23 protein-coding genes are annotated in these 24,294 nt (G+C 44.0%); 5 read left to right on the forward strand and 18 right to left on the reverse strand.

Going from position 1 to position 24,294, the window contains the following annotated elements:
- Positions 1 to 9: 9 nt before the first annotated feature.
- The 3 genes from tssK to tagH are packed head-to-tail and all read right to left on the reverse strand — an operon-like array spanning position 10 to position 3,017.
- Entirely contained in the window at positions 10 to 1,335 is a 1,326-nt protein-coding gene (gene tssK / locus CBX98_RS09080) for a type VI secretion system baseplate subunit TssK (RefSeq protein ID WP_104972680.1), read from the reverse strand.
- Between the two features lie 21 nt (positions 1,336 to 1,356).
- The gene (gene tssJ / locus CBX98_RS09085) at positions 1,357 to 1,812 is read right to left on the reverse strand and encodes a type VI secretion system lipoprotein TssJ (protein WP_005395676.1); all 456 of its coding nucleotides are present in this window, start codon (positions 1,810 to 1,812) and stop codon (positions 1,357 to 1,359) included.
- Between the two features lie 11 nt (positions 1,813 to 1,823).
- Positions 1,824 to 3,017, reverse strand: coding sequence for a type VI secretion system-associated FHA domain protein TagH (tagH, locus tag CBX98_RS09090; protein WP_048625116.1), 1,194 nt, complete (start codon positions 3,015 to 3,017; stop codon positions 1,824 to 1,826).
- A gap of 312 nt (positions 3,018 to 3,329) precedes the next feature.
- Here tagH and CBX98_RS09095 point away from each other — a divergent pair, with 312 nt between their 5' ends.
- From CBX98_RS09095 to CBX98_RS09105, 3 genes are all read left to right on the forward strand, one after another.
- On the forward strand, positions 3,330 to 5,480 hold the full coding sequence (locus CBX98_RS09095; RefSeq protein WP_172605944.1) for a serine/threonine-protein kinase: 2,151 nt from the start codon (positions 3,330 to 3,332) through the stop codon (positions 5,478 to 5,480).
- A 429-nt stretch (positions 5,481 to 5,909) separates the two neighbouring features.
- Positions 5,910 to 6,245: an Hpt domain-containing protein gene (locus CBX98_RS09100; protein WP_005395669.1), complete on the forward strand. Its 336-nt coding sequence runs from the start codon at positions 5,910 to 5,912 to the stop codon at positions 6,243 to 6,245.
- 35 nt (positions 6,246 to 6,280) lie between these two features.
- Positions 6,281 to 6,472 carry a hypothetical protein gene (locus CBX98_RS09105; protein ID WP_012842175.1) on the forward strand — a complete coding sequence of 64 codons (192 nt, stop codon included), beginning with the start codon at positions 6,281 to 6,283 and terminating at the stop codon, positions 6,470 to 6,472.
- 32 nt (positions 6,473 to 6,504) lie between these two features.
- On the opposite strand, the gene CBX98_RS09110 is transcribed toward CBX98_RS09105, so the two are convergent.
- From CBX98_RS09110 to CBX98_RS09125, 4 genes are all read right to left on the reverse strand, one after another.
- A complete protein-coding gene (locus tag CBX98_RS09110) occupies positions 6,505 to 7,002 on the reverse strand; it encodes an ATP-binding protein (protein WP_005395666.1) in 498 nt (165 codons plus the stop codon).
- Between the two features lie 23 nt (positions 7,003 to 7,025).
- Positions 7,026 to 8,219: a SpoIIE family protein phosphatase gene (locus CBX98_RS09115; protein WP_109169032.1), complete on the reverse strand. Its 1,194-nt coding sequence runs from the start codon at positions 8,217 to 8,219 to the stop codon at positions 7,026 to 7,028.
- Between the two features lie 29 nt (positions 8,220 to 8,248).
- A complete protein-coding gene (locus CBX98_RS09120) occupies positions 8,249 to 8,509 on the reverse strand; it encodes a hypothetical protein (RefSeq protein WP_005395662.1) in 261 nt (86 codons plus the stop codon).
- Between the two features lie 213 nt (positions 8,510 to 8,722).
- Positions 8,723 to 9,337 carry a glutathione S-transferase gene (locus CBX98_RS09125; protein WP_047009249.1) on the reverse strand — a complete coding sequence of 205 codons (615 nt, stop codon included), beginning with the start codon at positions 9,335 to 9,337 and terminating at the stop codon, positions 8,723 to 8,725.
- Positions 9,338 to 9,481: 144 nt separating this feature from the next.
- Here CBX98_RS09125 and CBX98_RS09130 point away from each other — a divergent pair, with 144 nt between their 5' ends.
- A complete protein-coding gene (locus CBX98_RS09130; protein WP_005395660.1) occupies positions 9,482 to 10,057 on the forward strand; it encodes a TetR/AcrR family transcriptional regulator in 576 nt (191 codons plus the stop codon).
- A 1-nt stretch (position 10,058) separates the two neighbouring features.
- A complete protein-coding gene (locus tag CBX98_RS09135; protein ID WP_109169033.1) occupies positions 10,059 to 10,463 on the forward strand; it encodes a PPC domain-containing DNA-binding protein in 405 nt (134 codons plus the stop codon).
- A gap of 98 nt (positions 10,464 to 10,561) precedes the next feature.
- On the opposite strand, the gene nirD is transcribed toward CBX98_RS09135, so the two are convergent.
- The 11 genes from nirD to CBX98_RS09195 all read right to left on the reverse strand — a co-directional run bounded on the left by nirD (position 10,562) and on the right by CBX98_RS09195 (position 23,944).
- Positions 10,562 to 10,897 carry a nitrite reductase small subunit NirD gene (gene nirD / locus CBX98_RS09140; protein ID WP_031412669.1) on the reverse strand — a complete coding sequence of 112 codons (336 nt, stop codon included), beginning with the start codon at positions 10,895 to 10,897 and terminating at the stop codon, positions 10,562 to 10,564.
- Positions 10,898 to 13,417, reverse strand: coding sequence for a nitrite reductase large subunit NirB (nirB, locus tag CBX98_RS09145; protein WP_109169034.1), 2,520 nt, complete (start codon positions 13,415 to 13,417; stop codon positions 10,898 to 10,900). It abuts the gene before it with no gap.
- Between the two features lie 10 nt (positions 13,418 to 13,427).
- On the reverse strand, positions 13,428 to 14,264 hold the full coding sequence (locus CBX98_RS09150; protein ID WP_005450080.1) for an ABC transporter ATP-binding protein: 837 nt from the start codon (positions 14,262 to 14,264) through the stop codon (positions 13,428 to 13,430).
- Between the two features lie 11 nt (positions 14,265 to 14,275).
- Entirely contained in the window at positions 14,276 to 15,241 is a 966-nt protein-coding gene (locus tag CBX98_RS09155) for an ABC transporter permease (RefSeq protein ID WP_109169035.1), read from the reverse strand.
- A gap of 80 nt (positions 15,242 to 15,321) precedes the next feature.
- On the reverse strand, positions 15,322 to 16,686 hold the full coding sequence (locus CBX98_RS09160) for a CmpA/NrtA family ABC transporter substrate-binding protein (RefSeq protein WP_109169036.1): 1,365 nt from the start codon (positions 16,684 to 16,686) through the stop codon (positions 15,322 to 15,324).
- 265 nt (positions 16,687 to 16,951) lie between these two features.
- Positions 16,952 to 17,533, reverse strand: a complete 582-nt coding sequence (locus tag CBX98_RS09170) for an ANTAR domain-containing protein (RefSeq protein WP_172605945.1) — start codon at positions 17,531 to 17,533, stop codon at positions 16,952 to 16,954.
- 73 nt (positions 17,534 to 17,606) lie between these two features.
- Positions 17,607 to 18,524: a dienelactone hydrolase family protein gene (locus CBX98_RS09175; protein WP_048625125.1), complete on the reverse strand. Its 918-nt coding sequence runs from the start codon at positions 18,522 to 18,524 to the stop codon at positions 17,607 to 17,609.
- A gap of 170 nt (positions 18,525 to 18,694) precedes the next feature.
- Entirely contained in the window at positions 18,695 to 19,648 is a 954-nt protein-coding gene (locus CBX98_RS09180; protein ID WP_109169038.1) for a glycosyl transferase family protein, read from the reverse strand.
- Positions 19,645 to 20,550: a uroporphyrinogen-III C-methyltransferase gene (cobA, locus tag CBX98_RS09185; protein ID WP_109169039.1), complete on the reverse strand. Its 906-nt coding sequence runs from the start codon at positions 20,548 to 20,550 to the stop codon at positions 19,645 to 19,647. Before cobA ends, CBX98_RS09180 begins: the two co-directional genes overlap by 4 nt.
- A gap of 20 nt (positions 20,551 to 20,570) precedes the next feature.
- Complete coding sequence (locus CBX98_RS09190) at positions 20,571 to 23,216, reverse strand: nitrate reductase (protein WP_109169040.1); 2,646 nt, start codon at positions 23,214 to 23,216, stop codon at positions 20,571 to 20,573.
- Positions 23,217 to 23,509: 293 nt separating this feature from the next.
- A complete protein-coding gene (locus CBX98_RS09195; protein ID WP_005395641.1) occupies positions 23,510 to 23,944 on the reverse strand; it encodes an N-acetyltransferase in 435 nt (144 codons plus the stop codon).
- Positions 23,945 to 24,294: the final 350 nt, after the last annotated feature.

Raw genomic sequence — 24,294 nt, forward strand, 5'->3', positions numbered from 1 at the left:
TGAGCACACCTATTGACTAATACTCCACAGCTCAAGGTCAGCATTCGGAAAATGCCCCGATAAATGCAGCGCAATACCACCACTGTCTTTCAGCCTCATCCAAAACGGGCCTTTCTTGACTACTTCGAAGTAGACATAACCCGTTTGGTAAGGGATCTGCCTCGGTACTACACTCAATGGCGCTACGTTTATGCCATTAATCTGATTGTTGATCAGATCACGAATCTGCTCCGCTGGTCCAAACTTGAGCTGCGCCGGGACTAAACGTCTGATTTCATCTGTTGTCGTATCAGCTTTGACCGCAAGCACAAACTGGCATGATTCAAGTAAACGCTTATCTGGAAGTGGCGTCACTTGAATTCCATATTGTCGTGGCTCCAAAGGAAGTTTGCTTGCTGTTTGATCAAGGACAACGCTTAGATATTGACTCAGAACTTGATTCAATTCGCTATAAACACTTGATACATCTAAGTGATCGTATGTAAGTAAGCTTGGCATCCTCTTGGTTTTGTCAGAAAACGTAGCTAATTCACCAATATAACCTTTCAGGGTCGTAGCTAATTCCAATGGATGTAGCCTGTCTAGGTCACTAAAGTGCTTTAACATCGCCTCATACCTGTTCAACATTTGTAGCATGATGAAATCAACAGCAGATGCAGAGGCGGCTTTGCCCTTAATCAATCGCTGCGCAATAACGTCGGCACGCATCTTTGTCATCGCAATAACGTTACGCAAGTAAGCCGACATAACTTTGTCGCTAAGTAAATTGATAAGCGGTGGAACATACGAATCGTCTAGTATTACTTCGCCTTCTGCCGTTACCTCTTTTATTTTCAAAATCGGTAACTCAACATAACCCGCTAATTTGTCATTGCTGGCTTTCAGTTCCAGGTTTAGGGCTGCGACTTGAATCGTTTCTTCATCCTGCCCAGTGAGATTATCTATAACGTCAACGTCTTTAAGTACATAACGAGAAACGATCGCCTCACTTACATCAGAAACATTTTTACCTTTGATATTTGAAAGGGGAAGAGTGATTTTTACTAACGTATTTTCTACGTCTTTATCAATAAATAAAGGCACAACCGAATCGCTGGCTGTTAAGGTATTAACCAGAGTCATATCTGGCAAAACTGCCTCAAAGTGATCTAATTCAATCAGACCATCTTTTAATGCATGTTCTTTTACTCGACATTTCCAAACCCCCCAATTATAAGCCCCACCAAACTGATGTAAGCCTTTGAATTCTTGAGAGGTTGCGCGTTCATGTTGTTGAAAGTGCTGGGGACGTAAAAACATCCCTTCGCACCAAGCCGTCTTGGAGTATTGCGTCATTTATAATTAGCCAACTAAACGTTATTTTACGACCAAAGACAGATCTTCTAACAGAATTTGATAGGTGTTGTAACCGGTCTTATCCACTTCAATGACTTGTCGCCAATTTGAATTTTCAATATCTCGAAACGCTGCGACAATGCCTAAGTATTCAGTCTTTGGAGACATACTTGCCTGATATGTTTCTTTCTGACCTGGAGTTAATGATATTTCATATTTATTCACTAAATCAGGGCCTAAGACTTTTTCACTTTCTTCATAAATTGAAAAAAAATCCTGACTTTCAAAAAGGGTATTTGATGTTAATTCAAAAACATACACGACTACAGGGGATGGCCTACCATTGGAGTCAGGGTTAATATTGTGATTTGCTGTTATTTCTAAATCTGAATATGGGTCAACAACTAAATTGGCTGCTGAGCATCCAAATAAAACCATTGAAATTAATAACAAAATGTACTGATAAACTCTTTTCATCACCCTATTTCCTAGCTTTTATTTTTTAATGCTAACTCATAGTGTTTAGCGAAATCTTCTAAATAAAATGGAGATTCTTTATTGATAATGTCATCGGATAGCTTTTCATGAATATCCTCAAACCGCTTCCAACTTTGAGCATATTTTCTTGCTGGAATAACCTTATTAATAACCGTGTCTTTAGCTAAAGCTTCTGAGTATATCGACGTAGGCTCAACAAGCGACATAACACTTGAAACCGTACCCTCAACACCTTTCATTAACGCTTGTTCATGATTTTCTATATCACTAAACGCTTCTTTAATGGCTGCACTTGGTTTTAGGAAACTTGCAGTTTGACGGTTATATAAGTTATGAATTGCATCTTCTAAATTCGCAGAGAACTTCAGAGGATTATTTTCTGACTTCCGAAACGCAGTATGACTAAGTCGATTTGTTTGTTTAAATACCGCTCGATTGTGCAGCGTTTCCATTAAACCAACTAACATCAAAGAAAATGATTCCCCCAGTTGTTCAAACCATTGCTCTCTGTTATCGCTGGGAATCATCGTTGGATCAATACCCGCTCCTTTAATGAACGCCGCAAGCTCGCTCCCTTTACTATCAAATTTGGGAGTTGATTGACGTTCTAGCTGTCGTGGGGTTTCCGGTACAGGTGTAGGATCTACACTCTGTTTTTCTGGTTTGGGGATATCAATAAAATCATCGACTAAGCCAATATCTAGTTGAAAGTCCGAAGGAACACTCTCATTCAAAAGCTCACTGGCACTAAGGCCGAGGTCTACAAACTCTGCTTCAGATGAACTCGAGAATGCTTCAGGTTCTGAACTGGAACGAAAGTTACTTTCCTGATTATGGAATGCCTCAGTGCTAGTTTGAATACTTACTGAAATTTGGTAATCCCCTAAACTAACCGTATCGTCGTCACTTAGTGCAATCTCATTTCCTTGGCCCACAGGTGTCACAGCGTTATTAACAAACGTGCCATTAGTTGATAAGTCTTTTATCAAGTATTTATCACCAAACTTGATGAGCTCTCCGTGAGTTCCGGATACTACTCTTTCAGGGTCTGGCAGTGTCCAATCACATTGCTCAGACCGACCAAACGTAACTTTGGCATGCTCATCACTTGATTCAAACACAAACTCACTCTCAATCTCTGGAGTAAATTTGTGAAAACTTGTTATGGTTAAAACCAACTTCATGTAAACCTCGCCAAAGACCTGCTAAATATTATTTTTAATTTTATTATTAGTCACTTTCTTATTAACAGTAAGATTAATAAAAACCTTAAACCTGCCATTGAAAATCATGCACGGAATAATGAATCATTTTTTTATCAAAGCAATCACGTAATGTTCAACAATTTTAATTATCCAACCAAGTTCAAATTTTTGACACTTAGACTTTCATCAATAAAAAAACGAATGTTAGTTTGGCCGCGAAATTCTAACATAATGACTTTTCATTGAGCAGAAAGGTATATATTCCCCCATCATTTATACGGAGTTCTTGTGATGGAAGACAGCAATAAAAACAATTCTATAAATAATAAAGATAGCGGAGACAAAACTAAAATTGTAAAGACTCAAAAACGAGACAATGCAATTCAATCAAATAAAGTTGCTAGCAATGAAGGCTCCGTTCAAAATAAAAATGAAACAAATACAAAACTGTCTCAAAAAGAAAACACTCCGTTAGTTAATAAGAAAATAAACAATAAAAATAACACATCAAATAATGACAAAGATGTTATTAATGAGAATTTAATAGGCACAACTGTCAAAAATCGATATGAAATCGAGTCGGTTCTTGGCCATGGCGGACTTTGTGATGTTTATTTGGCAAAAGATAAGATATTAGAATCTTCAGGTTCAGAAGCCCCTTACGTAGCATTAAAAATTTTACAAAAAGAGTTTGCATCTCAGCCAGAGACTGCACGCATGTTGATACGTGAAGCTCAGCAAACACAAAGATTAAGTCACCCTAATATTATTAGGGTTTTTGATTTTGGTGTCGATGGCGAAATATATTTCTTAGTGATGGAATATATTAATGGGGAAACATTAGAGAATTTAATACAACGATCTAGGCCGCATGGGCTGAAGTTTAATGCAACTTTATCGATTCTAAATCAGGTACTTGACGCCCTGTCTTACGCCCATTCACTTGGTGTCGTGCATGCCGATTTAAAGCCCGCTAACGTCATTTTAACGTCTGAAGGTAATGTTAAATTACTCGACTTTGGTGTATCTAAAACTCATCAATTAAAGCAAGATCAATACGCAGCTAAACGTAAATCCGAAAATGTGGAGACTCTTGGTTATACTCCAAACTACGCATCGCTCAACTTGTTGTCGGGTAAAGAGCCAAACTTAAGCGACGATATGTTTGCGCTATTTTGTATTGCTTACGAGTTATTGAGTTGCAAGCATCCTTATTCAAGAACTCCTGTTAATGAAGCTCTCAAAAAGAAAATGAAGGTCTCGAAACCTACTAATATGCCAGCATCTAAGTGGCCTATCTTTGCACGCGTGTTTTCAACTGGCATCATCCCCAAAGACCTTACCCCAGAGCAGTTAAAACAAAAGTTGAACTTGCGATATTGGCCTATCGTTAGCGGTGTAGCTGCAAGCGTACTATTGGTTACCGGAATCGTGTTTGGCTATCAACAACAACAAGAAACCATCTCTGATTTAGAAATAGCGATTAACAAGCAAAATGATCAGATTAATGGGCAGGAATGGTTGCTTGATACACCGCCAGAAAAAAGCTTGTCACTGATTAATAGTGAGAAAAACTTACACCCGGTGATTAAAGCTGGCTTACTACGACAGCACAAGAGCTACCTTCTAAGTGAGTTTGAATCTGAGATTGATCAGGTTCTGAATTCTGATGCTAACAACTATCCAAATTATGATGAAATCGAGTCTGTACTAAACAAAGCAAAAACCTACTACCCTGACTCACATAAAATTGAAGTTCTGGCGTTAGATATTCAATCAAGCAAGCACTCCACATTGCTTTCGATAGCCAGACAAATCAATAGCCAACTGGAAAAGTCTCGATACAGTAAAGAAGAAGACAGTAAGTCCATCTATGAACTGAAAGATGAGTTAAATCAAATTCATCAGGATTACCCATTTACACCAAGCTCATTATCTAGCGATGTTTTTGGTAAACACCTAACTGAAGCACTCAAAAATAAAGATGCTGCAGCACTTGTTGCGCTAATTAAGGTTGGGAATACTTTCTTCTCAAACGTTGAAGAGCATCAAAACAACTTAAAAATAAGCAACGCGATGAAAGATGCAGTTCTCGAAATGAAACTGTATGAGACCGCGCTAGACTCTAACGATCCTCTACCATTTCCGGACGAGGCTGCTCGAATTTTGTTCCAAGAGGAATTTGAAAACTTCTATTACCGCCTAGAAAAGGCAAGAACAACAACTCACCTCGATAACTTAGTGAAAGATGTTGATCAGTTTTCGAAGAACTTTCCTATCGGTTTTCAAGATATTAACGATTTGAGATTCAAAACTGCAGATAAATACCTGCGCTTCTCCGACATACTGCTCAATAAGAGAAGGACCACAAGCGCAAGGCGCGCAATGAAGAAAGCGAACGAGTTAATGAGGCAGGTAGAACAGGACTCCAAGCAAAGCTAATTGTACAAAAGGGGCGCAAGGCCCCTTTTTTGCGTCAATCTACTTGCCATTATGCAACTAGGTTGCTAGCTTGTATTTGTACTCGATTAGGAGAGTTGACCTTGACTGAAGGAATAGTCAAAGTTGGCGAGCGCTTGGCTTACTTGTTTGATGATTGCTTTAAACTAGGTAGACAAGACTGTTCCCAACCCAGCATTTTATTTGTAACCCACTATCACGTAACTTGTGTTGCCACGACACGAGTGCAAAATGCTTTGCACAAAAGATTAGATCATAGACACTTGTATATAAGTCAAAGTGTACCGAACAATAACTTTGTTTTTATGAGTCTAGCTCAAGTGATAAGCACACTGTTCAGCGCTCAACTCCCCCCACTTCAACGTTCCTATCCGATACATTTTTCTACCTCGCGGTTAGTCAGAGGTAAACATGATTAATTTTGATGTTCTCAATAAATACATGGAGAACGACGTAGATCTTATCGTCACCGTTTTTTCCACATACTTAGAAGACCACGCCAATGACATACAGCGTATCAATGAGTTATACGCAAACAAATGTTGGCCGGAACTCTACTTATTGGCTCACAGTCTAAAGGGCATTCTAGAAAGCTTTGGTGAAGAAACCGCTGTCATTGTTTTCACAAAAATAGAAGCAGAAACAAGAAACGATAACGAGCCAGATAGCTCAGATATAGCTATAGTTACTAAAGAGCTAGCTGCCATTAATCAACAAATCTTTGCTTACTTGAAGAATATGCAATAAAACAAATTAAGGCTTAACTGGGGGGAAATATGGCAATGAACAATAGCAATTTCAAGGAGCTGATTGAGTCTCTCAAAGACTTAACGCCAACTCAAAAGAGGTACTTGCTTAGTCGTACAAAGATGGCGTTAGATGATGAGAGCAATATGCTAAACATCAGTGATATACTGACACCAGAAGAGTTGGAAGCATTATTGTCACCTGCACCAACCACAAATACAAAATAACAATAACATACAACGTAACCGTCAGATTAACGCTAGGGACCAGGTGGGGTGAATAGATCTTGCTTGGTTGTTAGTTTTTCGCCGTTCCTCTTCACTAAAACAAACGTGTTTTTTCCAATCTCTTTTTCTAACTTGAACTGATCAGATAATTGAGCGACTAACATCAGTCCACGACCTGAAGCAGACCAACTATCATCATCCATTAAGTTAGGCGCCTCAATCTGTTTATTTTTATGTTGGTTGAATGTCATTTCATTGATTGACGCTCCGTAGTCAGAAACCCTAAGTTCAATGAAATCTGACATTGGGTCACATCTAATCCTACACTCCACGTCTATCGGCTTGCCTTCAATTTCACTGTAAGAATGGATGTAAGCATTGTTCATAAGCTCAACAACACAAAGCTCCAACGACTGAGCCGTACTTAACGATACTTGATTATCCATTAAAAACTTAGCAACCTCTTTGCTCGCACTTCGAGAGCGAGTAAGGGATCCACCGTAAGTTCGTTTAAACTCGCTCTGGAACATTCTTTTCCTTTATCCCTAGGCTATCAGCCACGCCACCTTACTTGTAAAAGACTCGCATCATCATCAAACTCATCTTTGTTCTGCCACGATTGTACTTGTTCAAAGACACATCTAGCCTGCACTTCTGCTTCTAATTGCGAAGTACAAACAGCTTTTATACTTGATTCCAACCTTTGTACTGAAAACATCGCCTCGCCTCGCCTCGCTTCTATCAAACCATCCGAATAAAGCCATACTACATCCCCCTCACTCAGAATAATTTGATTATCAACGTACTCCATCGGCTGCAAAGCGCCAATCATAAAGTTGTCTTCACCCGCCAGCTCTGTAGTTTCGGTGCTCGCTCGCCAAACAAGGAACTTAGGATGACCAGCAGTACAATAGCGAAGTTGTCCTGATTCTGTATTAAGAATGGCATAAACCATGGTGAAATAAAGCTGACTGTTCCTAGTTTGCTGATACCGTCGGTTTAGCCGATCAATAACGGCTGCTGGTTCACTGATACAGTAGTCGCCATCTCTTAGCTCCATGGTTATCGAATCAGGTCCCAGATTTTGAGATAACGTCTGTTGGATAGAAAAAGCCATCAAAGCAGACGAAACACCATGACCTGAAACATCGAAAACATAAAATGCGACATGTTGTTCATCAAGCTCAAAATACCCCAACATGTCACCACCAATCTGGGAGCACGGTTTGTAGGCGTAACTAAATTGCATGTTCTGGATAGACGACTCCGCTGGGAGTAGTTGCTCCATCAGGTGACTAGCAGACTGTAAATCTTGATGGATCATTCGATAGGCTGCATCTAACTCTTTATTTCTCTCAACGAGTTTGTTGTGCAGTTCTAAAGTACGAAACCCCGCGCGGATTCTGGCCTGAAGTTCCTCTACAGACGTCTTCTTATCCACAAAGTCATCTGCGCCAGCATCGATGCCTTTCACGATCGAGCTTTGGTCATTTCTAGAGGACAATAAAACAAAGAAAATGTAACGTTCGCTAACTTGTGATTTTAATTGCCGACACAGCTCAATACCATTAATGCCAGGCATCATTAAGTCACTAAGTACAAACTGAATATCTTTGCGATAAGTCAGCACTTCAAGTGCGGATTGTCCGTCTTCAACAGCAATAACTTCATATCCCTGCTTTTCTAATGCACTGCTGATATAAAGTAGTACTGTTTTACTGTCATCGACCAAAAGAATGGATTTCATTCGCCTCCTTAAGACGGTAGTCGGGCACGCTAACGTAGAACACTAGTCACTGATTGCTCATTTCTAAAACGACTATAATCTTCAGCTAATAACTGGTGTTGATATCGAGTGTAAGACAGCGCCTCATTGGAGATTAATATCTGATGCTCTTTCTCTATTAACTGACTTTGCAGTTTTTCAATCTGTTCATTCTGCTGTGTGTTATTGAGGTACAGCGCGACGAGACCAAAGACCGAAACCATTAAAAGAGCAATAAGAACATTATTGATAGTTTTAACTTGAATACGCATGACCTCTCCTTGTCTATTAATAGACTTCCCACTATGAAAAGAACGTCTACAGACTAAGAGCGCTAGGCTCTAAAACGCATTGAAGCCCATTGAGGTTGTTTTTCCAATTATAGGCGATAGGAGACAAAATAAGAAAAAAGCTGAAGAATTTGAATATCCTTGTGAATTCGAAAGGCAATAGCAGCGAGCAATGATCTACTCGCTGCTGGTACATCAACTTAGAAATGCAGGCCGAGCTGAAACTTGCTCATACCAACGCGCAATGTTTGGTGCAGTAGTAAACACATCGATTTCTAGGCCTTTAATTGCAAAACCAATCAAAATAAAGCCTGTAATATCGACGATAGTAAAATGGTCAGCGGCAATGAACTCGCTTTCACCAAGTCGCTTATCTAACAACGGTAAAAACTCTTGCACGCGTTGCTTGGACTCTTCGCCCCACTCTTTAACACAACGCTCTCTATCTTCATAGATAGCTGTGATGTTTCTAAATGCTTGAAAAGCAGCATACAGACCTTGAAACTCCACCACGCGATGCCACATTTCCACTTGCGCGCGCTCAAGTTGGTTTGCCCCAAACAGAGCTAAATTATTTTCAAACGCTTCATCCAGATAACGACAAATTGCGACGCTCTCACAAATCGTCGTGCCATCTTCAAGCTCAAGCAATGGCACTTTTCCATTGACGCTTTTTTGCTTGAAATCTTCCGCTAGATTTTCGCCGTCACGCACATTTAAAGCGATGCGTTCAACATCGCCACCAATTTCCTTTAAAAAAATGCTAACTCGCTTACAACTTGGAGTTATCGCGGTTTCGTAGAGCTTCATTTTATATCCTTTTTCTTTTTCTAACCGATTGGTTAGGATATACTGTATCCAGTTTATAAACGATCAGTCAAGAACTTCATTTCCCAAAAGTTGTTCAATAAGTTTAGGAGTGGTTTGAGAAAAACCGCTCAGGTAGGTACGCATATGGCAAGAAAAGCCAACTTCGATCGAGAAGAAAAACTATTAGTCGCTATGGACGTTTTTTGGCGTAAAGGTTTCGCTAATACATCCATTTCTGATCTCACCGACGAGTTGAACATCAACCGCTTCAGTCTTTACAACACCTATGGTGACAAGCAACAGCTCTACTACGAGGCGCTCGATACTTACTTGAAGAAGGTCTCGCTACCGTCACTGAATGATTTGGAAAAAGACGACGCGTCTTTACCTGAATTGGAATCGTTCCTTAAATCTTTTGCTGAGCTGCAACGCAAACGCAACTGTGGGTGTTTTATTCAAAATGCGTTGATTGAGCACGCTGGCGAAGACGATGACGTGCTGCGCAAAGGGCATTTTTTGTTTGACCATCTTATCGACATCATTGCGGATGCGTTGACCAATGCGCAGAAAGAAACCTTAGTGCCGAAAACGCTGAAACCAGAAGAGCTTGCTCGTTTTGTTCTCAACAACATGCAAGGCATGCGCGTACTTGGCAAAGCCAAACGTTATGCCGATTTGGATACGGCGCTTTCCTGCTTACTGGTATTGATTAGGAAATAACATGTCGATTGAAGTGATAGCAGTACGTCTTACCAAAGGCATGGACTTAAAGCTCAGCCTAGCGAAATTGGTCGAACAGCACGGTATCAAAGCAGGCTCGATTACCTCATGCGTTGGCTGTGTCTCTGACCTCAACCTTCGTTTGGCAGGTGCAGAGAGTACGCTCACCAAACAAGAGCCATTTGAAATCGTCTCTGTGATGGGAACCCTAACGCCTGAACATCAACACGTTCATATCTCGGTGTCTGATCGTGAAGGGCGAGTTTGGGGTGGACATTTGCTGGAAGGCACAGTGATTGATACTACCGCAGAATTGATCATCTATTCTTATCTTGAACTTGAGTTCACTAGAGCGATGGACGACTCGACTGGCTATACCGAACTACAAGTGAACCCTTCCAAATAGCAAAAAGCTCCAGAGCCTTACTGTGCTGCCTCTGGAGCTTTATTCGCTTGTCTCTTACGCCAAGAATTTATTCATATCGAGCAAGCTAATTTCGAGGATCATTCTTCGACTAAGTAACAAACCTGATTATCGTCGACCGTTACTTGCCACGTTTTTAGACAGTGCGCTTCGTCTTCCAAACACTGCCCGCTCTTTAGGCTGAAATGCTGTTTGTACAGTGGTGACGCAACACACATCTCACCATCGATATCACCGACAATCCCTCGACTCATCACATAAGCCTTACCAATTGGGTCCCAATCCTGAACAGCATAAACACCGTTATCAGGAATGTAGAACAACGCCACATGCTCGCCTTCAATCAATACAGTGGCACCGATAAACGGCATTAGGTCATCAAGCTGACACAATTTCACTTTGGTTAAAGCTGCCATTCACACCTCCTGTTTCACTGGAATACGCTGACCGCGCACACGTTGGTACGGCAAGACTTTGCTGCCCGACGTGCTGTTCAAGAAAGGACGGAAGCGTTGCAATTTTTGAGGATTATCCAGCGTACTCTTCCACTCACATTGATAGGTATCTACGACGCGCGCCATTTGTTCATCCAAAGAGTCACATAGGTTGAGAGAGTCATCCAGAATCACTTGCTTAAGGTAATCTAAGCCCCCTTCCATGTTCTCCATCCACACAGACGTACGCTGCAAGCGATCAGCGGTGCTGACGTAGAACATCAAAACTCGGTCAATCATGGTGATCAACTCTGATTTGGATAAGTCGGATGCAAACAAATCAGCGTGTCTTGGTCTCATGCCGCCATTACCACAAACGTATAGATTCCAGCCGTTTTCGGTGGCGATCACCCCAATGTCTTTACTTTGCGCTTCTGCACACTCGCGAGTACAGCCCGATACGGCAAACTTAAGCTTATGGGGAGCTCGCAATCCTTTGTAGCGGTTCTCTAACTCAATGGCTAATCCGACCGAGTCATCAACACCATAGCGACACCAAGTAGAACCCACGCAAGATTTCACGGTGCGCACCGATTTGCCGTAGGCGTGCCCTGTTTCAAAACCAGCATCAATTAAGGTTTGCCAGATTTCAGGAAGCTGTTCTAATTGCGCACCAAATAAATCCACGCGCTGACCGCCAGTGATCTTGGTGTACAGATCGTATTGCTGAGCAACTTCGCCTAGCACGATGAGTTTGTCTGGTGTGATTTCACCGCCCGGAACACGAGGCACAATCGAGTAAGAGCCATCTTTTTGCAGGTTAGCCATAAAGGCATCGTTAGAATCTTGCAGAGATTGATGCTGTGGCTCCATGATGTGTTCATTCCACAAAGAAGCAAACACAGATGCTGCTGTCGGCTTACAGATATCACACCCATGCCCTTTGCCATGCAGTGCGATTAAGGTGTCGAAGTCTTTGATTTGTTCCACTTGGCAAATATGGAACATCTCTTGTCGACTGAGCTCAAAGTGCTCACAAAGGTGGTTGTTAACCTCTACCCCCATGGCTGCCAATTGAGTATCCAATACCGACTTCACCATATTGCTACAGCCACCACAGCCAGTACCGGCTTTGGTGTTGGCTTTAAGGTCCGTCAGGTTGGTAGTGCCAGCTTGAATCTCGGCAACTAAATCGCCTTTTGTGACGTTGTGACAAGAACAGATGATGGCGCTGTCTGGCATCTCTCCATCCAGCATTCCGGTATCAAACAGCAGATTCGCCGCGTGGTCTGGCAAGACAGTTTTGTTCAAATAACACTGTAAGAGCGCATCGTAGTCGCTGTTGTCACCAACGAGAATCGCACCAAGCAATTGGGTACCACTCGCATCAACCACTAGCTTTTTGTAGATGCCTGTGACCGCATCTTGCAACACCATTTCCTGTGCGCCTTCGGTTTGCATTTGTGCATCGCCGATAGACGCCACATCTACCCCAAGCAGCTTGAGTTTGGTGCTCATGTCTGCACCTTTAAAACCTTCACTCGGCATCCCAGTCAAGACATCGGCGGTGGTTCTCGCCATGGTGTAACCGGGTGCGACTAAACCAAAGATCTTCTGCTCCCAAAGAGCACATTCGCCAATCGCATAAATATTCTCATCGCTGGTTTGGCATTGGTTGTTAATCACAATGCCGCCTCGCTCGCCGACTTCTAGCTCAGCCATTCTTGCCAACTCATCTTGAGGGCGAATGCCTGCGGAAAAGACAATCACATCTACTTCGAGAGGATCTTTGTCTTTAAAAACCATACGATGCTTAGCCGTTTCACCATCGCAGATTCGCTCCGTACCCGTCGAGGTATGTACGGTTAACCCTAGCGCTTCAATCTTCTCTTTTAGCACTAAGCCGGCACCATCATCTAACTGCACGGGCATCAGACGTGGCGCAAATTCAATAACGTGAGTTTCTAACCCCAATAGTTTGAGTGCGTTTGCCGCTTCTAAACCCAACAAGCCACCGCCAATCACTGCGCCCGTTCTTGCGCCTTCACATGCCTTTTTGATTTGTGAAAGATCATCAAGCGTGCGGTAGACAAACACGTTATCGCGGTCTTTACCTTCAATTGGAGGCACAAATGGGTACGAACCGGTCGCGAGCACGAGTTGGTCGTAACCCAGCACATCTTCACCATCAAGCAGAATGCGCTTTTGCTCTCTGTCGATGCCTGTTACTTGGCTGCCAAGTACGAGTTGGATGCCGTGCATGTCGTACCATTCTTGGTTACTCAGCATCAAATCATCATGAGACTTCCCCGCAAACAAAGAGGACAACTGTACACGGTCATACGCGATAAAACGCTCTGCACCAATCACGGTAATTCGGTGCTCCAAATGTGCATTTTTCTGCACCAATTGCTCGACGAGGTGTTGCCCGACCATACCGTTACCTACCACAACAATGTGGCTTAATGCGTTCTTTACTGGAATCGTTAAAGGACTATTCATCACTGCCTCCTTATGCCGTTTGCGCTGCGGTTTTGGGCTTGTCTTCTTTCGAAGCAGGAATCTCGACTTTGGATTGCTTCTCGTAAAGGAACTTCAGCACCGCTTGTCGACACTTCTGATACTGCGCATCATCTGCCAGTGCGACACGCTCACGAGGGCGAGGTAGATTCACTTCTAACACTTCACCAATGGTTGCTGCCGGTCCGTTAGTCATCATCACGATTTTGTCGGATAGCAGCACCGCTTCATCCACGTCATGGGTAATCATGATGACGGTGTTGTTTAGCTCGGCTTGAATCTTCATTAGTGCATCCTGTAAGTGCGCACGTGTTAACGCATCCAACGCGCCAAATGGTTCATCCATCAATAAAACCTTTGGCTGAAGTGCCAGTGCTCTGGCGATTCCGACTCGCTGCTTCATACCACCAGAGATTTCATCCGGCTTTTTGTGCGCGGCATGCTGCATTTGAATCAACTCCAAATAGTGATTCACTTGTTCCTGAATCCACGCTTTGCCCTTTTTGCCGGCAATTTGCTTTACTGCGAGCTCAACGTTTTGATATACGGTGAGCCAAGGCAATAATGAATGGTTTTGGAACACCACTGCGCGGTCAGGCCCCGGCCCTGCCACCTCTCGTCCATCGACGATCACGCCGCCGTCTGTTGGCATGTGCAGACCCGCAACTAAGTTCAATACCGTTGATTTTCCGCAACCAGAGTGGCCAATCAGCGATACAAACTCACCTTTATTGATTTGTAAATCGACGTTCTTTAGTGCGATGAACTCGCCATCTGGCGTTGGGAATCGCATCCCTAAACGCGTTAGATCTAATAATGCTTTTTCCATGATCTTTTCCCTTATCTCAACGCTTGTTGTTTATTCCAAGACAGCCACTTTTGAAGTTGCAGCATGCCTCTATCGAGCATCAAACCGATAAAGCCGATAGTGATGACCGCCACCATGATGCGACCCAATGACGCTGAGCTGCCGTTTTGGAACTCATCCCAAACGAACTTGCCTAACCCAGGGTTCTGCGCGAGCATTTCTGCCGCAATCAATACCATCCAAGCGATACCTAAAGAGAGACGTAAACCAGTGAAAATCATTGGAATGGCAGAAGGTAAAACGATGGTGCGAATGTGCTGCCACCACGAAAGTTGAAGCACTTTACTCACGTTGATTAAGTCTTTATCAACGCTCGTCACACCCACAGCGGTGTTAATCAGAGTCGGCCATAAGCTACACAGCGCTACTGTGATCAGAGAGTTAATGAACGACTTAGCAAACATCGGGTCATCACTAACATAAGTAGCACTCACCACCATGGTAACGATAGGCAGCCAAGCCAAAGGTGATACAGGCTTGAGCAATTGAATGATTGGGTTGAACGCTTGATACAGCCCATGATTAAGACCAAGCACGATGCCAAGTGGAATCGCGATAACCGTCGCCAGCAGAAAGCCCGCTGTCACAGTCACTAAGCTTGTTATGATTTGGTCGAAGAACGTCGGCTTACCTGTGTAAGGACGAATCTTCACTTCCGCGTCTGGATTCTTGGCTAACTTCGCAGCATTTCGTTTTTCCTGGCGTTCGATAAACGCTTGTTCTTTTTCTCGCTCTTGCCAATGGTCATCGACAAGGTTGCTGAACTGCTGAAAAGTTTGCACAGGTCCCGGTAGCGTACCTAATGAAGTTTGCACTTCTCTCGCTGCTAAGTGCCACATTGCCAAAAAGATCAGCAAGCCAATGACGGGCAAAAGCACCAACCGACTTCGGTTCACTACCTGCTTAGCAGGAAACAGGGAAATGACATTACTAGACATACTCACTCCTAAGAAATTTACATCCTTGTTATTGCGGGCAGACTCACCTGCCCGCTGTATTTTTTGTAGGACTGCTCATCCTAAACTTTGTCTTTTCCTTTAAGCCCGATAGAGAACTTCTCTAGATATTTATTTGGCTCGCGACCGTCATAAACGATGTTGTCGATAAAGTGTGTTTGTGGCGCGCGAAAACCATCTTCAGCGCTGAAATCTGGGAAGTCTTTTTTGCTCAACACACCATCTTCAATTAGCGCTTGAGCTGCTTGTTGGTAGATATCTGGACGGTAAACCTCTTTTGCCACATCCATGTACCAATCATCGGATTTCTCGCTTGAGATTTGCCCCCAGCGGCGCATTTGGGTCAGATACCAAATCGCATCGCTGTAATACGGATACGTGGCGTTATGACGGAAGAACACGTTGAAGTCTGGCACGTCTCGTTTGTCGCCTTTCTCGTATTCAAATGTGCCCGTCATTGAGTTGGCGATAACTTCGGCATCCGCTCCAACGTATTCGCTTTTTGATAGCATCTTCACTGCTTCTTGGCGGTTGGCATTGTCGTTTTCATCCAACCAATGTGCAGCTCGAATCAAGGCTTTCACTACGCGAATGTGCGTGTTTGGATACTTCTCAGCCCAAGCTTTAGAAACACCAAACACTTTCTCTGGGTTGTTCTTCCAGATTTCGTAATCGGTCACGACTGGCGTACCAATGCCTTTGAATACGGCTTGCTGGTTCCATGGTTCGCCGACGCAGTACCCTTTGATTGTGCCCGCTTCCATTGTGGCTGGCATTTGTGGTGGCGGTGTAACACTCAAAAGAACATCAGCATCCAACTGACCACTGTTGTCACCAGAATCTGGGGCGTAAAAACCGGGATGAATCCCACCAGCCGCTAGCCAATAACGCAACTCGTAATTGTGAGTAGAAACAGGAAACACCATGCCCATATTGAACGGTTTGCCTTTATCCAGATAGCTGTCGACAACTGATTTTAAGGCATCTGCTTTGATTGGGTGAACAGGCTTGCCATCTGGTTGTTTTGGAATGTACTGCTTCATCTGCTCCCAAGTATCATTGGAAACCGTGATTGCGTTACCATTCAAATCCATACTGAACGCGGTAATCACTTCTGCTTTTGTGCCGACACCAATCGTCGCGCCCAATGGTTGACCAGCAAGCATGTGAGCGCCAGCAAGCTCACCATCGATGACTCGGTCTAAGAGCACCTTCCAGTTTGCTTGCGCTTCTAAAGTGACGTACAAGCCTTCGTCTTCAAAAAAGCCTTTCTCATAAGCAACCGCCAGCGGTGCCATATCGGTTAACTTAATAAAACCAAACTTCAGGTCTTCAATTTCTGGCTCACCCAACTCTGCCTTTACGCTGACCGTGGTGAATACCGATAACGAAATTGCTGACACTTTCAGCATCGAACTCCATTTCATTGGTTTGCTCCCATAAAAAAAGCGCCACTACTCCGAAGAGCAGTAGCGCCGTTGCTAAGTCTACAATTACCGCCGTTGATAATTGAGATAAGCGATTCAACAATAAACCCGTTTTAACTAATCCAAGTACTGTGCCAACTTATTTTCTACTTTAAATACAGCACATTAGAGTCTACCCTCGTAACCAAGCAACTGTTTTTGCTTGCTGTTAGTGCAACACGCACCACGGTAGAATTTCTGCCATAACCCCAAAGTAGTAGAGAAGTTAATCCATTAACTGCAATGCCGTAATCAGATTCTTCGCCACTTGTGAGAGCGTTTGGCTCGATTGCATGGCTGAATTTCTAAGCGCTTTATAAGCCTGATCTTCATCAACACTGTGCATCTTCATCAGCAGACCTTTGGCTTTTTCCACCAGCTTGCGCTCTTCAATCTTATGGGTCAGCGATTCAATTTCCGATTGCATACTTTCGAATTTCGCTCTCACTAATGTCGCATGTTCAATCCAGGGTTGAAGTGCAAACTCACTATCATGTGGCATGAGAACATAATCCATTTTTTCTGATAACCGATTGATATCATTGGATGATAGTTGCTTCAGCACGATAAGGAGTGGTGCCGATTTTCTGCGACAGAAATCGACAATCAAACGCAGTTCCGCCGTCGGCTTCTGCCATCCAACAACAACGCGTGCCGATGGTTCTCGCTGCATCAAAGTTTCTAGTTGTGCCAATTGGCAGCCAACTATGTTGTCGTAATCTTTGCTCAACAAGCCGGACAGTCGAGCCTGCTCTTGGAGGCTATCACAGCATACTATGATGGGTGTTTTTGACGTTGATTGAGTCATGCACATTCCTTGTTTATATCTCACTCACTAAGAGAGACATAACAAGGAATGTGCCAATTAAAGTTGAAGCGTTTTAACTAGAGGCGAGATGTTCTTTGAAGAAACCTAGTGTGCGTTCCCACGCGAGCGCCGCTTCTTCTGGTGCGTAGCGAGCCGTTGAGTCGTTATGGAAGCCATGGTTGACGTTTTCATACATTAACGCCTGATATTGCGCATCGTTCGCGATCAATTGCTGCTCATAGGCAGGCCATGTGTCGTTGACGCGCTTATCGAGCCCTGCGAAGTGAATCATCAACGGCCCTTTGACCTGCTTTTGAATCTCTTGCGCCGCCGGTGTTCCGTAGAAAGGCACACCTGCATCCAGCTCTTCTGGCATTACCGCTGCAAGCATATTAACGATGTATCCACCGAAACAGAACCCAACAGCGCCTAATTTACCGTTCCCACCCTCGTAGTGTTTAATGAAATTAGCAGCAGCAATAAAATCTTGTTCGATCTTGGCTCTGTCCATCTCTTTCTGCATGGCGCGACCTTCATCATCGTTCCCCGGATAGCCACCGAGTGGATAAAGCGCGTCAGGAGCGAAAGCAATAAAGCCGTCTTTCGCGAGTCGTCTGGCGACATCTTTGATGTATGGGTTTAGACCTCGATTTTCATGAATCACCAACACTGTCGGCGATTTTAAGGTCTTCTTTTGTGGCACAACCAAATAGCCGCGACCTTCCCCATGTCCATTGGGCGAAGCAAAGGTTTCATAGGTTGCTTTGATCTCAGGATCATTAAAGGAAACTTGCTCTGCGAGTGCATAATTTGGAGTCAGAGCATCAACCAGGGCCGTCATACTAAAACCTAAAACAGCGAGGCCACCAAGACGGTTGAGAAACTCTCGACGAGAGATTTTGCCATGTGCGTATTCGTCATACCAATCGAAAGCTTCTTGTGGAATGGGATGTGACGCCTTGTTGTTAGAATTTGAGTGCTTTAGAACCATTATCCTTGTCCTCATTTCTTATCGAAAAGTAAACTCATCAGGCCTCACTGATGTTTGCCCCAATCAGCTGTGAGACACTTCAAGTGATAAATACATCACTGACAAGCTTACACAAACAATAGATAAAGGATTCCGATCCAACAACGTTTCGCGGTTAGCTCGTCACAGGATTAACTGCCACAACAATAGTTTTCCCAATAAGTAAACGCACGTTCAAAGGCCTGTTCCCTATCGTGCACTTGAGCAAAGAGCACAACGGTCATCGTTGCCAAAACCGTATTCGCCATTTGGTTCATATCATCTTCTGACGTCCCAAACGGACAGTTCGTAGGCATTGGCACCTCAGACAGCATTTGCTCCGTCCAGTAGTGCGATGTCACGCCGCTTGTTTGGCTTAACCATACCGTTTGGCTTACTTTCGGGTTGTATTCTGATTCGCCCGATTGCCCTTTGAATGACACAACGGCGTGAGCGGTTTGACCGATTTCATATTCGACTTCTGCATGAAGTTGTTGGAAACCAGGATGGAAGCTACCACGAATACCAACCGTTGCTTGCCCCGGATTCAATGCTCGAACCACGGTATTAATCGGCGTTCTAAGCCCATAACGATTCTTCCAACCGATCATGGTTTCTGCTTGAGGAGCAAATGCACTGAGCGGTAGATACACGATGTTTTGTGTTTCTAACACACGCTTTGCGTCTTCTGCTGATTCCGCTTTCGTAATAGCAAATTTGCCGAGGTAATCTTCGGCGTGTAAACGTCCAGATTGACGGTCGTGATAGCCATGCATCAGCACTTTATGACCATTATCGGCAAGGATCTTCGCTGCCAACAGGTGCCAAGGCTGACCTGCCGCTTCACGTTTGCCTGCGTAACATGGCCAGTCGATGTCTGCACCAATAGCAGGCATGCGGGATTGGAATGCTTTTACAAAGCCAGCGATTTCTTGTTGAGTCTCGTTTTGTACGCGGATCAGCATCAGCAGCATTGCCATTTGATCATCATCGCACTCTCCGTTTAGGTATTCATCCATAACTCGAAACGCTTGATCAAAGTTCAGTGGTTTTCTACCACGTTCGCCACGACCGACTGTTCTGATACATTCCAAAATGCTGCTCATATTCCCTCGTATTCCGTCACTGACTGTACGGTTTCTATTAGTTGTTCGCGCAGTTTGACAACTTCTCCCATCACAATCAATGCAGGGCTGATGCCTTTAAGTGTAATCGATAACTCATTGAGCTGATTGAGTTGGGTAACGTGCACTTGTTGCTGAGGGCTGCAACCATGAGTAATGATCGCGACAGGAAAATCTTCTCTCAAACTGGAGTTGATTAAACCCGTTTGTATTTGCGATGACTTTTCTAACCCCATATAGAAGACCAACGTTTGTCCGCTTTGCATCAGTTGGCTCCACGCTTCAAATGCGCCTGTTACCACTTGCCCTGTAACAAAGGTAACGCTGCGAGCAACGCCACGATGAGTCAGCGGAATCAAGCTGTTTGCTGAACATCCAATCGCAGCAGTAATACCGGGGATGACTTCGTAAGCGATAGAGTGTTTGACGAGTGCTAATGCTTCTTCGCCTCCACGACCAAATACAAAAGGATCTCCCCCTTTTAAGCGCACAACTCGCTTTCCTTGTAGAGCGAGCGACACCAACAAATTACAGATTTCTTCCTGACCAATACTAGGTTGTCCGCATCGTTTGCCCACGTAAATCCAATCGGCTTGTGGCGAGGCCAACTCCAAAATATCTTTGTTTACCAGACGGTCGTACAACAGCACCTCTGCCGACATAATCGCTTTCACTGCCTTCACGGTTAACAAGTCTGGATCGTGCGGTCCTGCTCCGACAATCGACACAAAACCTTTGTGGTTCGCGTCGAGGTCTACTGAGTGGTCTTCTAAAAGTTGGTTCAGTTTGCTTGCTTGGTCATGCTTAGAAAAGCGAGACGAGCGTTCTTGATTCTGACTCGCTTGTCCTTTCTTAAACCAAGACTTTTGATAAGGCGCTTCCATGTGCTTATCCTCTTTATGATTTACTTTATTTGCATCGCCAGACTTTGCTGGCTCGCTTGCTGTTTGCCCTTTTGATGCTGATGGCTGTCGACCATTTGTTTGATTTGAGAGACGCATGAGCCACAGTTGGTACCGCATTTGAGTTTGTTTTGAAGTTGGGTCAGTGAAGTGCAGTCTTGTTTCTCCATCGCGTCATGTATTTGTTTATCGGTGACACGGAAACAACTACAAACCAGTTTGGCGCTGCTTTGCGATTGAGTGATGGTAAGCAGTTGCGATAACTCCATCGGCTTGCCAATCAAGTGCGTAAAGTTGGTGTAATCGGTTTGAATCGGTTCACTAGACACCACCAAAACAGAACGAATGATACGAACGTCTCCAACAAGATCGTAATCCACTGCTAGCCAACCTTGGGCAATATCAATCGTGATCCTGCGGCTCTTTTCCGTTCGACAAAAACTCTGCTTTTTTGGTCGTTTATCGTGTGCGAAGCGCCAGATGCCCAAATTACTTTCTGCTTGAAATGCGCTGTAGAGAAACTTGCCGGAATCAAACTGTGTCCCGATGAACATACCGTAGGTTTTTACCGCTGCGTCTTGCACTTCAACATAAGACGACTTAAACGCAGGTTGCCCAGAAATAGGGTCTTTTGCGCTGTTTATTATCGCGTTAACACTGCTTTCACCGCCATATCGGCCCGCCCAGTGCATTGACATAAACAGCTCCTGAAACCCCAAACCTTCATCAATGGCAACTTTGGCATAAATACCGGTGTTTGAAGTAGGCTGGAACAGCTTGATGAGCTGTCCGGCTTTTAAGCGATTTTGAGTGGCAGAGAGTGTGTTCATGTACACGGTTGGCTCTAACTCAGAGGCGGCAAGGTGTGCGATATGCCCTGTACGCGTCATGGTATGCCATTGGTCGCGTTGTCTACCCGTATTGAGCCACCAGCCTTTTGCTCTCTCTAAGCGTTGAGGCAATTCACTGGTCACGACAAAACGCGCTTTACCATCTGGGTGCGAATAGATTCCATCAGCAAAAGGGCGCTCTCCTCCCCATTGTGTCGGCACCCACTCTTCGTATTCTTGCTCAGTTAAGTTCGCGTATTCAGATAGGTTGAGCTTCAATGGCGAATCAGCATTCATGCCTGTCATCGCCGCATATTCCCTGAATACCGCCCGCTCAGAAGTAAATGCAAAGCCATTTTGTGTCTTTTCCAATGCACACAGAGCTTGTCCGACTTGGCTTATCGCCCACCAATCTGATTTTGCTTCACCCGGAGGTGTTTGAAACTGGCGCTGCCTTGAAAGTCGACGCTCAGAGTTGGTCACCATGCCTTGCTTTTCACCCCAACCAGCCGCTGGCAATAAAACATCTGCATATTTAGCAACGTCCGACTCCGCGGTAATATCAGACACAATCACAAAAGGACAAGCCTCTAACGCGCGCTTAACCATCTGATTATCAGGCAAAGAAACCACGGGATTGGTTGCCATGATCCACAGAACTTTAATCTCACCACGTTCTACCGCCTCAAACAGCTCGACGGCTTTTAATCCAGGCTTAGTGGCAATTTCGGGTGAATCCCAAAACGCTTGGACTTGCTTTATAGAGTCTGCGTCAAAAGCGCGATGAACCGCTAGTTGGTTTGCCAAACCACCGACTTCTCGCCCACCCATCGCATTCGGCTGACCTGTAATAGAAAACGGCCCACAACCTGACTTAGCAATTTTACCTGTCGCCAAGTGTGCATTAATGATTGCATTGCCTTTATCGACACCATTTTCGGCTTGGTTAACCCCTTGGCAAAACAGCGTGATTGCGGTTGGGCTTTGTGCGAACCATTGGAAGAATGTCGTGAGTTTTTCTTCTGAAATACCAATGGAAGACGTTAAATTAGTGACATCGTAACGCAAATCAGAAACTTCTTCTGCAAGCGCATCAAACCCGTCGGTATGGGAATTTATGTATTCAGAATCAATACATTGCTGCTCGATAAGAAACTTGAGCAACCCATTAAAAAGTGACACATCCCCATCGTTTTTAATCGGTAGATGCAAATCCGCTTGCTGCGCGGTGACCGTTTCACGCGGGTCAATAACCACTAATTTAAGGTTTGGATTATTCTCTCGCGCTTGCTGAACACGACGGAATAACACGGGATGCGTCCAAGCGGTATTCGCACCGCAGATGATCAATAGCTCAGTCTTATCAATATCGTCGTAATTGACAGGAACCACATCTTCGCCAAATGCGCGTACGTGAGCAGCAACCGCCGAAGACATGCATAAACGGGAATTGGTATCGATGTTCGCGCTACCCACGTAACCTTTCATGAGTTTGTTGGCGACGTAATAGTCTTCCGTCAACAACTGGCCTGACACGTACATAGCGACGGAATCCGGTCCAAACTCTGCTTTCGCTTGATGGATCTCTTGTGCAATTAAGTCTGTGATCACCTGCCATGATACTTCTTTTTCCCTTAGCTTGGGGTAGAGCAATCTTGAAGGCATTTGTAAGCTTGCTGCTAATGCGACACCCTTTACACACAGTGAACCGGAATTGGCCGGATGAAGCGCATCTCCAATAATCTTGTTATTGCTGATTTCAATTCCGCAGCCTACTCCGCAATACGGACAAGTTGTCTTTCTACACCCTTGTGACATAACGCCTCCTGCGCGACTAATCCTAAATTACAGGCAAAAAAAAAGCCTCTCCCGAATCGAGAGAGGCAGCAATGCCTTTAACGCTGTTAGTACATTTTCAAAAGTAATACCCTATCCCGCTCTCGCCTGCTATAGAGAGCGGCGCATCGAGTTAACGATGAACATTTATCTCAAAGCAAACGAGGTGCCAAGATTGAAAATCATTAATTTACAAAACGTTAGAACGTAAACAACTATTGCAAAGTAATACCGCGCACTGATTGAGTGCAAGTTTCGTTCATTATCGTGCAGGGTTACTTTACTAATTCCATGACCAATCTAGACTCTTCGTCACCGAAATAATGCGCTTCTTCTTTTAATACTTTGAAGCCAAGGGAGAGGTACAAAGACAATGCAGGCTGATTATTCGGATCGACCGTCAACTTCACACTTGAGCCCAACTTCAACGGCGCGATGGCACTTTCAATCAGAGAACGCGCAATACCCTTACCACGATGTTGAGTATCGACAGCCAGTGACATGATCCAATATTGCTGCGCATTTGTGCTCGTCGTCAGCAAAATATATCCTGCGACTTGCTCCCCCTCTTTCGCCACTAGTAAGCTTTCCCCCCAACAATCAAAAGCTTGTCGAAAGAAAAATTGAGGATAGGCATGTTCTCCAAACAAAGTATTTTCAAGCGTATACACAGCCAATAAGTCGTCTTTATGTGCAGACAGAATGTCCATTCAATGATTCCTCCTTTAACATTTGTGGCGGCAGTATATACCTAAAGCTCATCTAAATGCAGGACTCATAGACCTGCCACTTGCTAGCCCTACAATATGCACCATGGCTCATTAAGTAAGAGCAAGCTTCTTTAGCATATACATCCATGATTAAGTTTTAACCACGAAATCAAAAACCACCCATTAGTAAAAATTTGAAATATAACACCAATTTATTACTCATATATCAGATTAAAATTCTAGTTTTTAAAAAAATTCATAGTTTGATAAGTTACAACCACCCCTTATCTTCAGCATGATTCACCACACTTCCGATGTGATAACAAACACCAAAACCTATACCATTCTCC

The sequence above is a fragment of the Vibrio sp. T9 genome (genome assembly GCF_003123985.1).
In the GTDB taxonomy this organism is placed as follows: Bacteria; Pseudomonadota; Gammaproteobacteria; order Enterobacterales; family Vibrionaceae; genus Vibrio; species Vibrio diabolicus.

Excerpts from the sequence above, each read along its gene's own strand:
- tssK (WP_104972680.1), bottom strand. The coding sequence starts at position 1,335 with ATGACGCAATACTCCAAGACGGCTTGGTGCGAAGGGATGTTTTTACGT.
- tssJ (WP_005395676.1), bottom strand. The coding sequence starts at position 1,812 with ATGAAAAGAGTTTATCAGTACATTTTGTTATTAATTTCAATGGTTTTA.
- tagH (WP_048625116.1), bottom strand. The coding sequence starts at position 3,017 with ATGAAGTTGGTTTTAACCATAACAAGTTTTCACAAATTTACTCCAGAG.
- CBX98_RS09095 (WP_172605944.1), top strand. The coding sequence starts at position 3,330 with ATGGAAGACAGCAATAAAAACAATTCTATAAATAATAAAGATAGCGGA.
- CBX98_RS09100 (WP_005395669.1), top strand. The coding sequence starts at position 5,910 with ATGATTAATTTTGATGTTCTCAATAAATACATGGAGAACGACGTAGAT.
- CBX98_RS09105 (WP_012842175.1), top strand. The coding sequence starts at position 6,281 with ATGAACAATAGCAATTTCAAGGAGCTGATTGAGTCTCTCAAAGACTTA.
- CBX98_RS09110 (WP_005395666.1), bottom strand. The coding sequence starts at position 7,002 with ATGTTCCAGAGCGAGTTTAAACGAACTTACGGTGGATCCCTTACTCGC.
- CBX98_RS09115 (WP_109169032.1), bottom strand. The coding sequence starts at position 8,219 with ATGAAATCCATTCTTTTGGTCGATGACAGTAAAACAGTACTACTTTAT.
- CBX98_RS09120 (WP_005395662.1), bottom strand. The coding sequence starts at position 8,509 with ATGCGTATTCAAGTTAAAACTATCAATAATGTTCTTATTGCTCTTTTA.
- CBX98_RS09125 (WP_047009249.1), bottom strand. The coding sequence starts at position 9,337 with ATGAAGCTCTACGAAACCGCGATAACTCCAAGTTGTAAGCGAGTTAGC.
- CBX98_RS09130 (WP_005395660.1), top strand. The coding sequence starts at position 9,482 with ATGGCAAGAAAAGCCAACTTCGATCGAGAAGAAAAACTATTAGTCGCT.
- CBX98_RS09135 (WP_109169033.1), top strand. The coding sequence starts at position 10,059 with ATGTCGATTGAAGTGATAGCAGTACGTCTTACCAAAGGCATGGACTTA.
- nirD (WP_031412669.1), bottom strand. The coding sequence starts at position 10,897 with ATGGCAGCTTTAACCAAAGTGAAATTGTGTCAGCTTGATGACCTAATG.
- nirB (WP_109169034.1), bottom strand. The coding sequence starts at position 13,417 with ATGAATAGTCCTTTAACGATTCCAGTAAAGAACGCATTAAGCCACATT.
- CBX98_RS09150 (WP_005450080.1), bottom strand. The coding sequence starts at position 14,264 with ATGGAAAAAGCATTATTAGATCTAACGCGTTTAGGGATGCGATTCCCA.
- CBX98_RS09155 (WP_109169035.1), bottom strand. The coding sequence starts at position 15,241 with ATGTCTAGTAATGTCATTTCCCTGTTTCCTGCTAAGCAGGTAGTGAAC.
- CBX98_RS09160 (WP_109169036.1), bottom strand. The coding sequence starts at position 16,686 with ATGAAATGGAGTTCGATGCTGAAAGTGTCAGCAATTTCGTTATCGGTA.
- CBX98_RS09170 (WP_172605945.1), bottom strand. The coding sequence starts at position 17,533 with ATGACTCAATCAACGTCAAAAACACCCATCATAGTATGCTGTGATAGC.
- CBX98_RS09175 (WP_048625125.1), bottom strand. The coding sequence starts at position 18,524 with ATGGTTCTAAAGCACTCAAATTCTAACAACAAGGCGTCACATCCCATT.
- CBX98_RS09180 (WP_109169038.1), bottom strand. The coding sequence starts at position 19,648 with ATGAGCAGCATTTTGGAATGTATCAGAACAGTCGGTCGTGGCGAACGT.
- cobA (WP_109169039.1), bottom strand. The coding sequence starts at position 20,550 with ATGGAAGCGCCTTATCAAAAGTCTTGGTTTAAGAAAGGACAAGCGAGT.
- CBX98_RS09190 (WP_109169040.1), bottom strand. The coding sequence starts at position 23,216 with ATGTCACAAGGGTGTAGAAAGACAACTTGTCCGTATTGCGGAGTAGGC.
- CBX98_RS09195 (WP_005395641.1), bottom strand. The coding sequence starts at position 23,944 with ATGGACATTCTGTCTGCACATAAAGACGACTTATTGGCTGTGTATACG.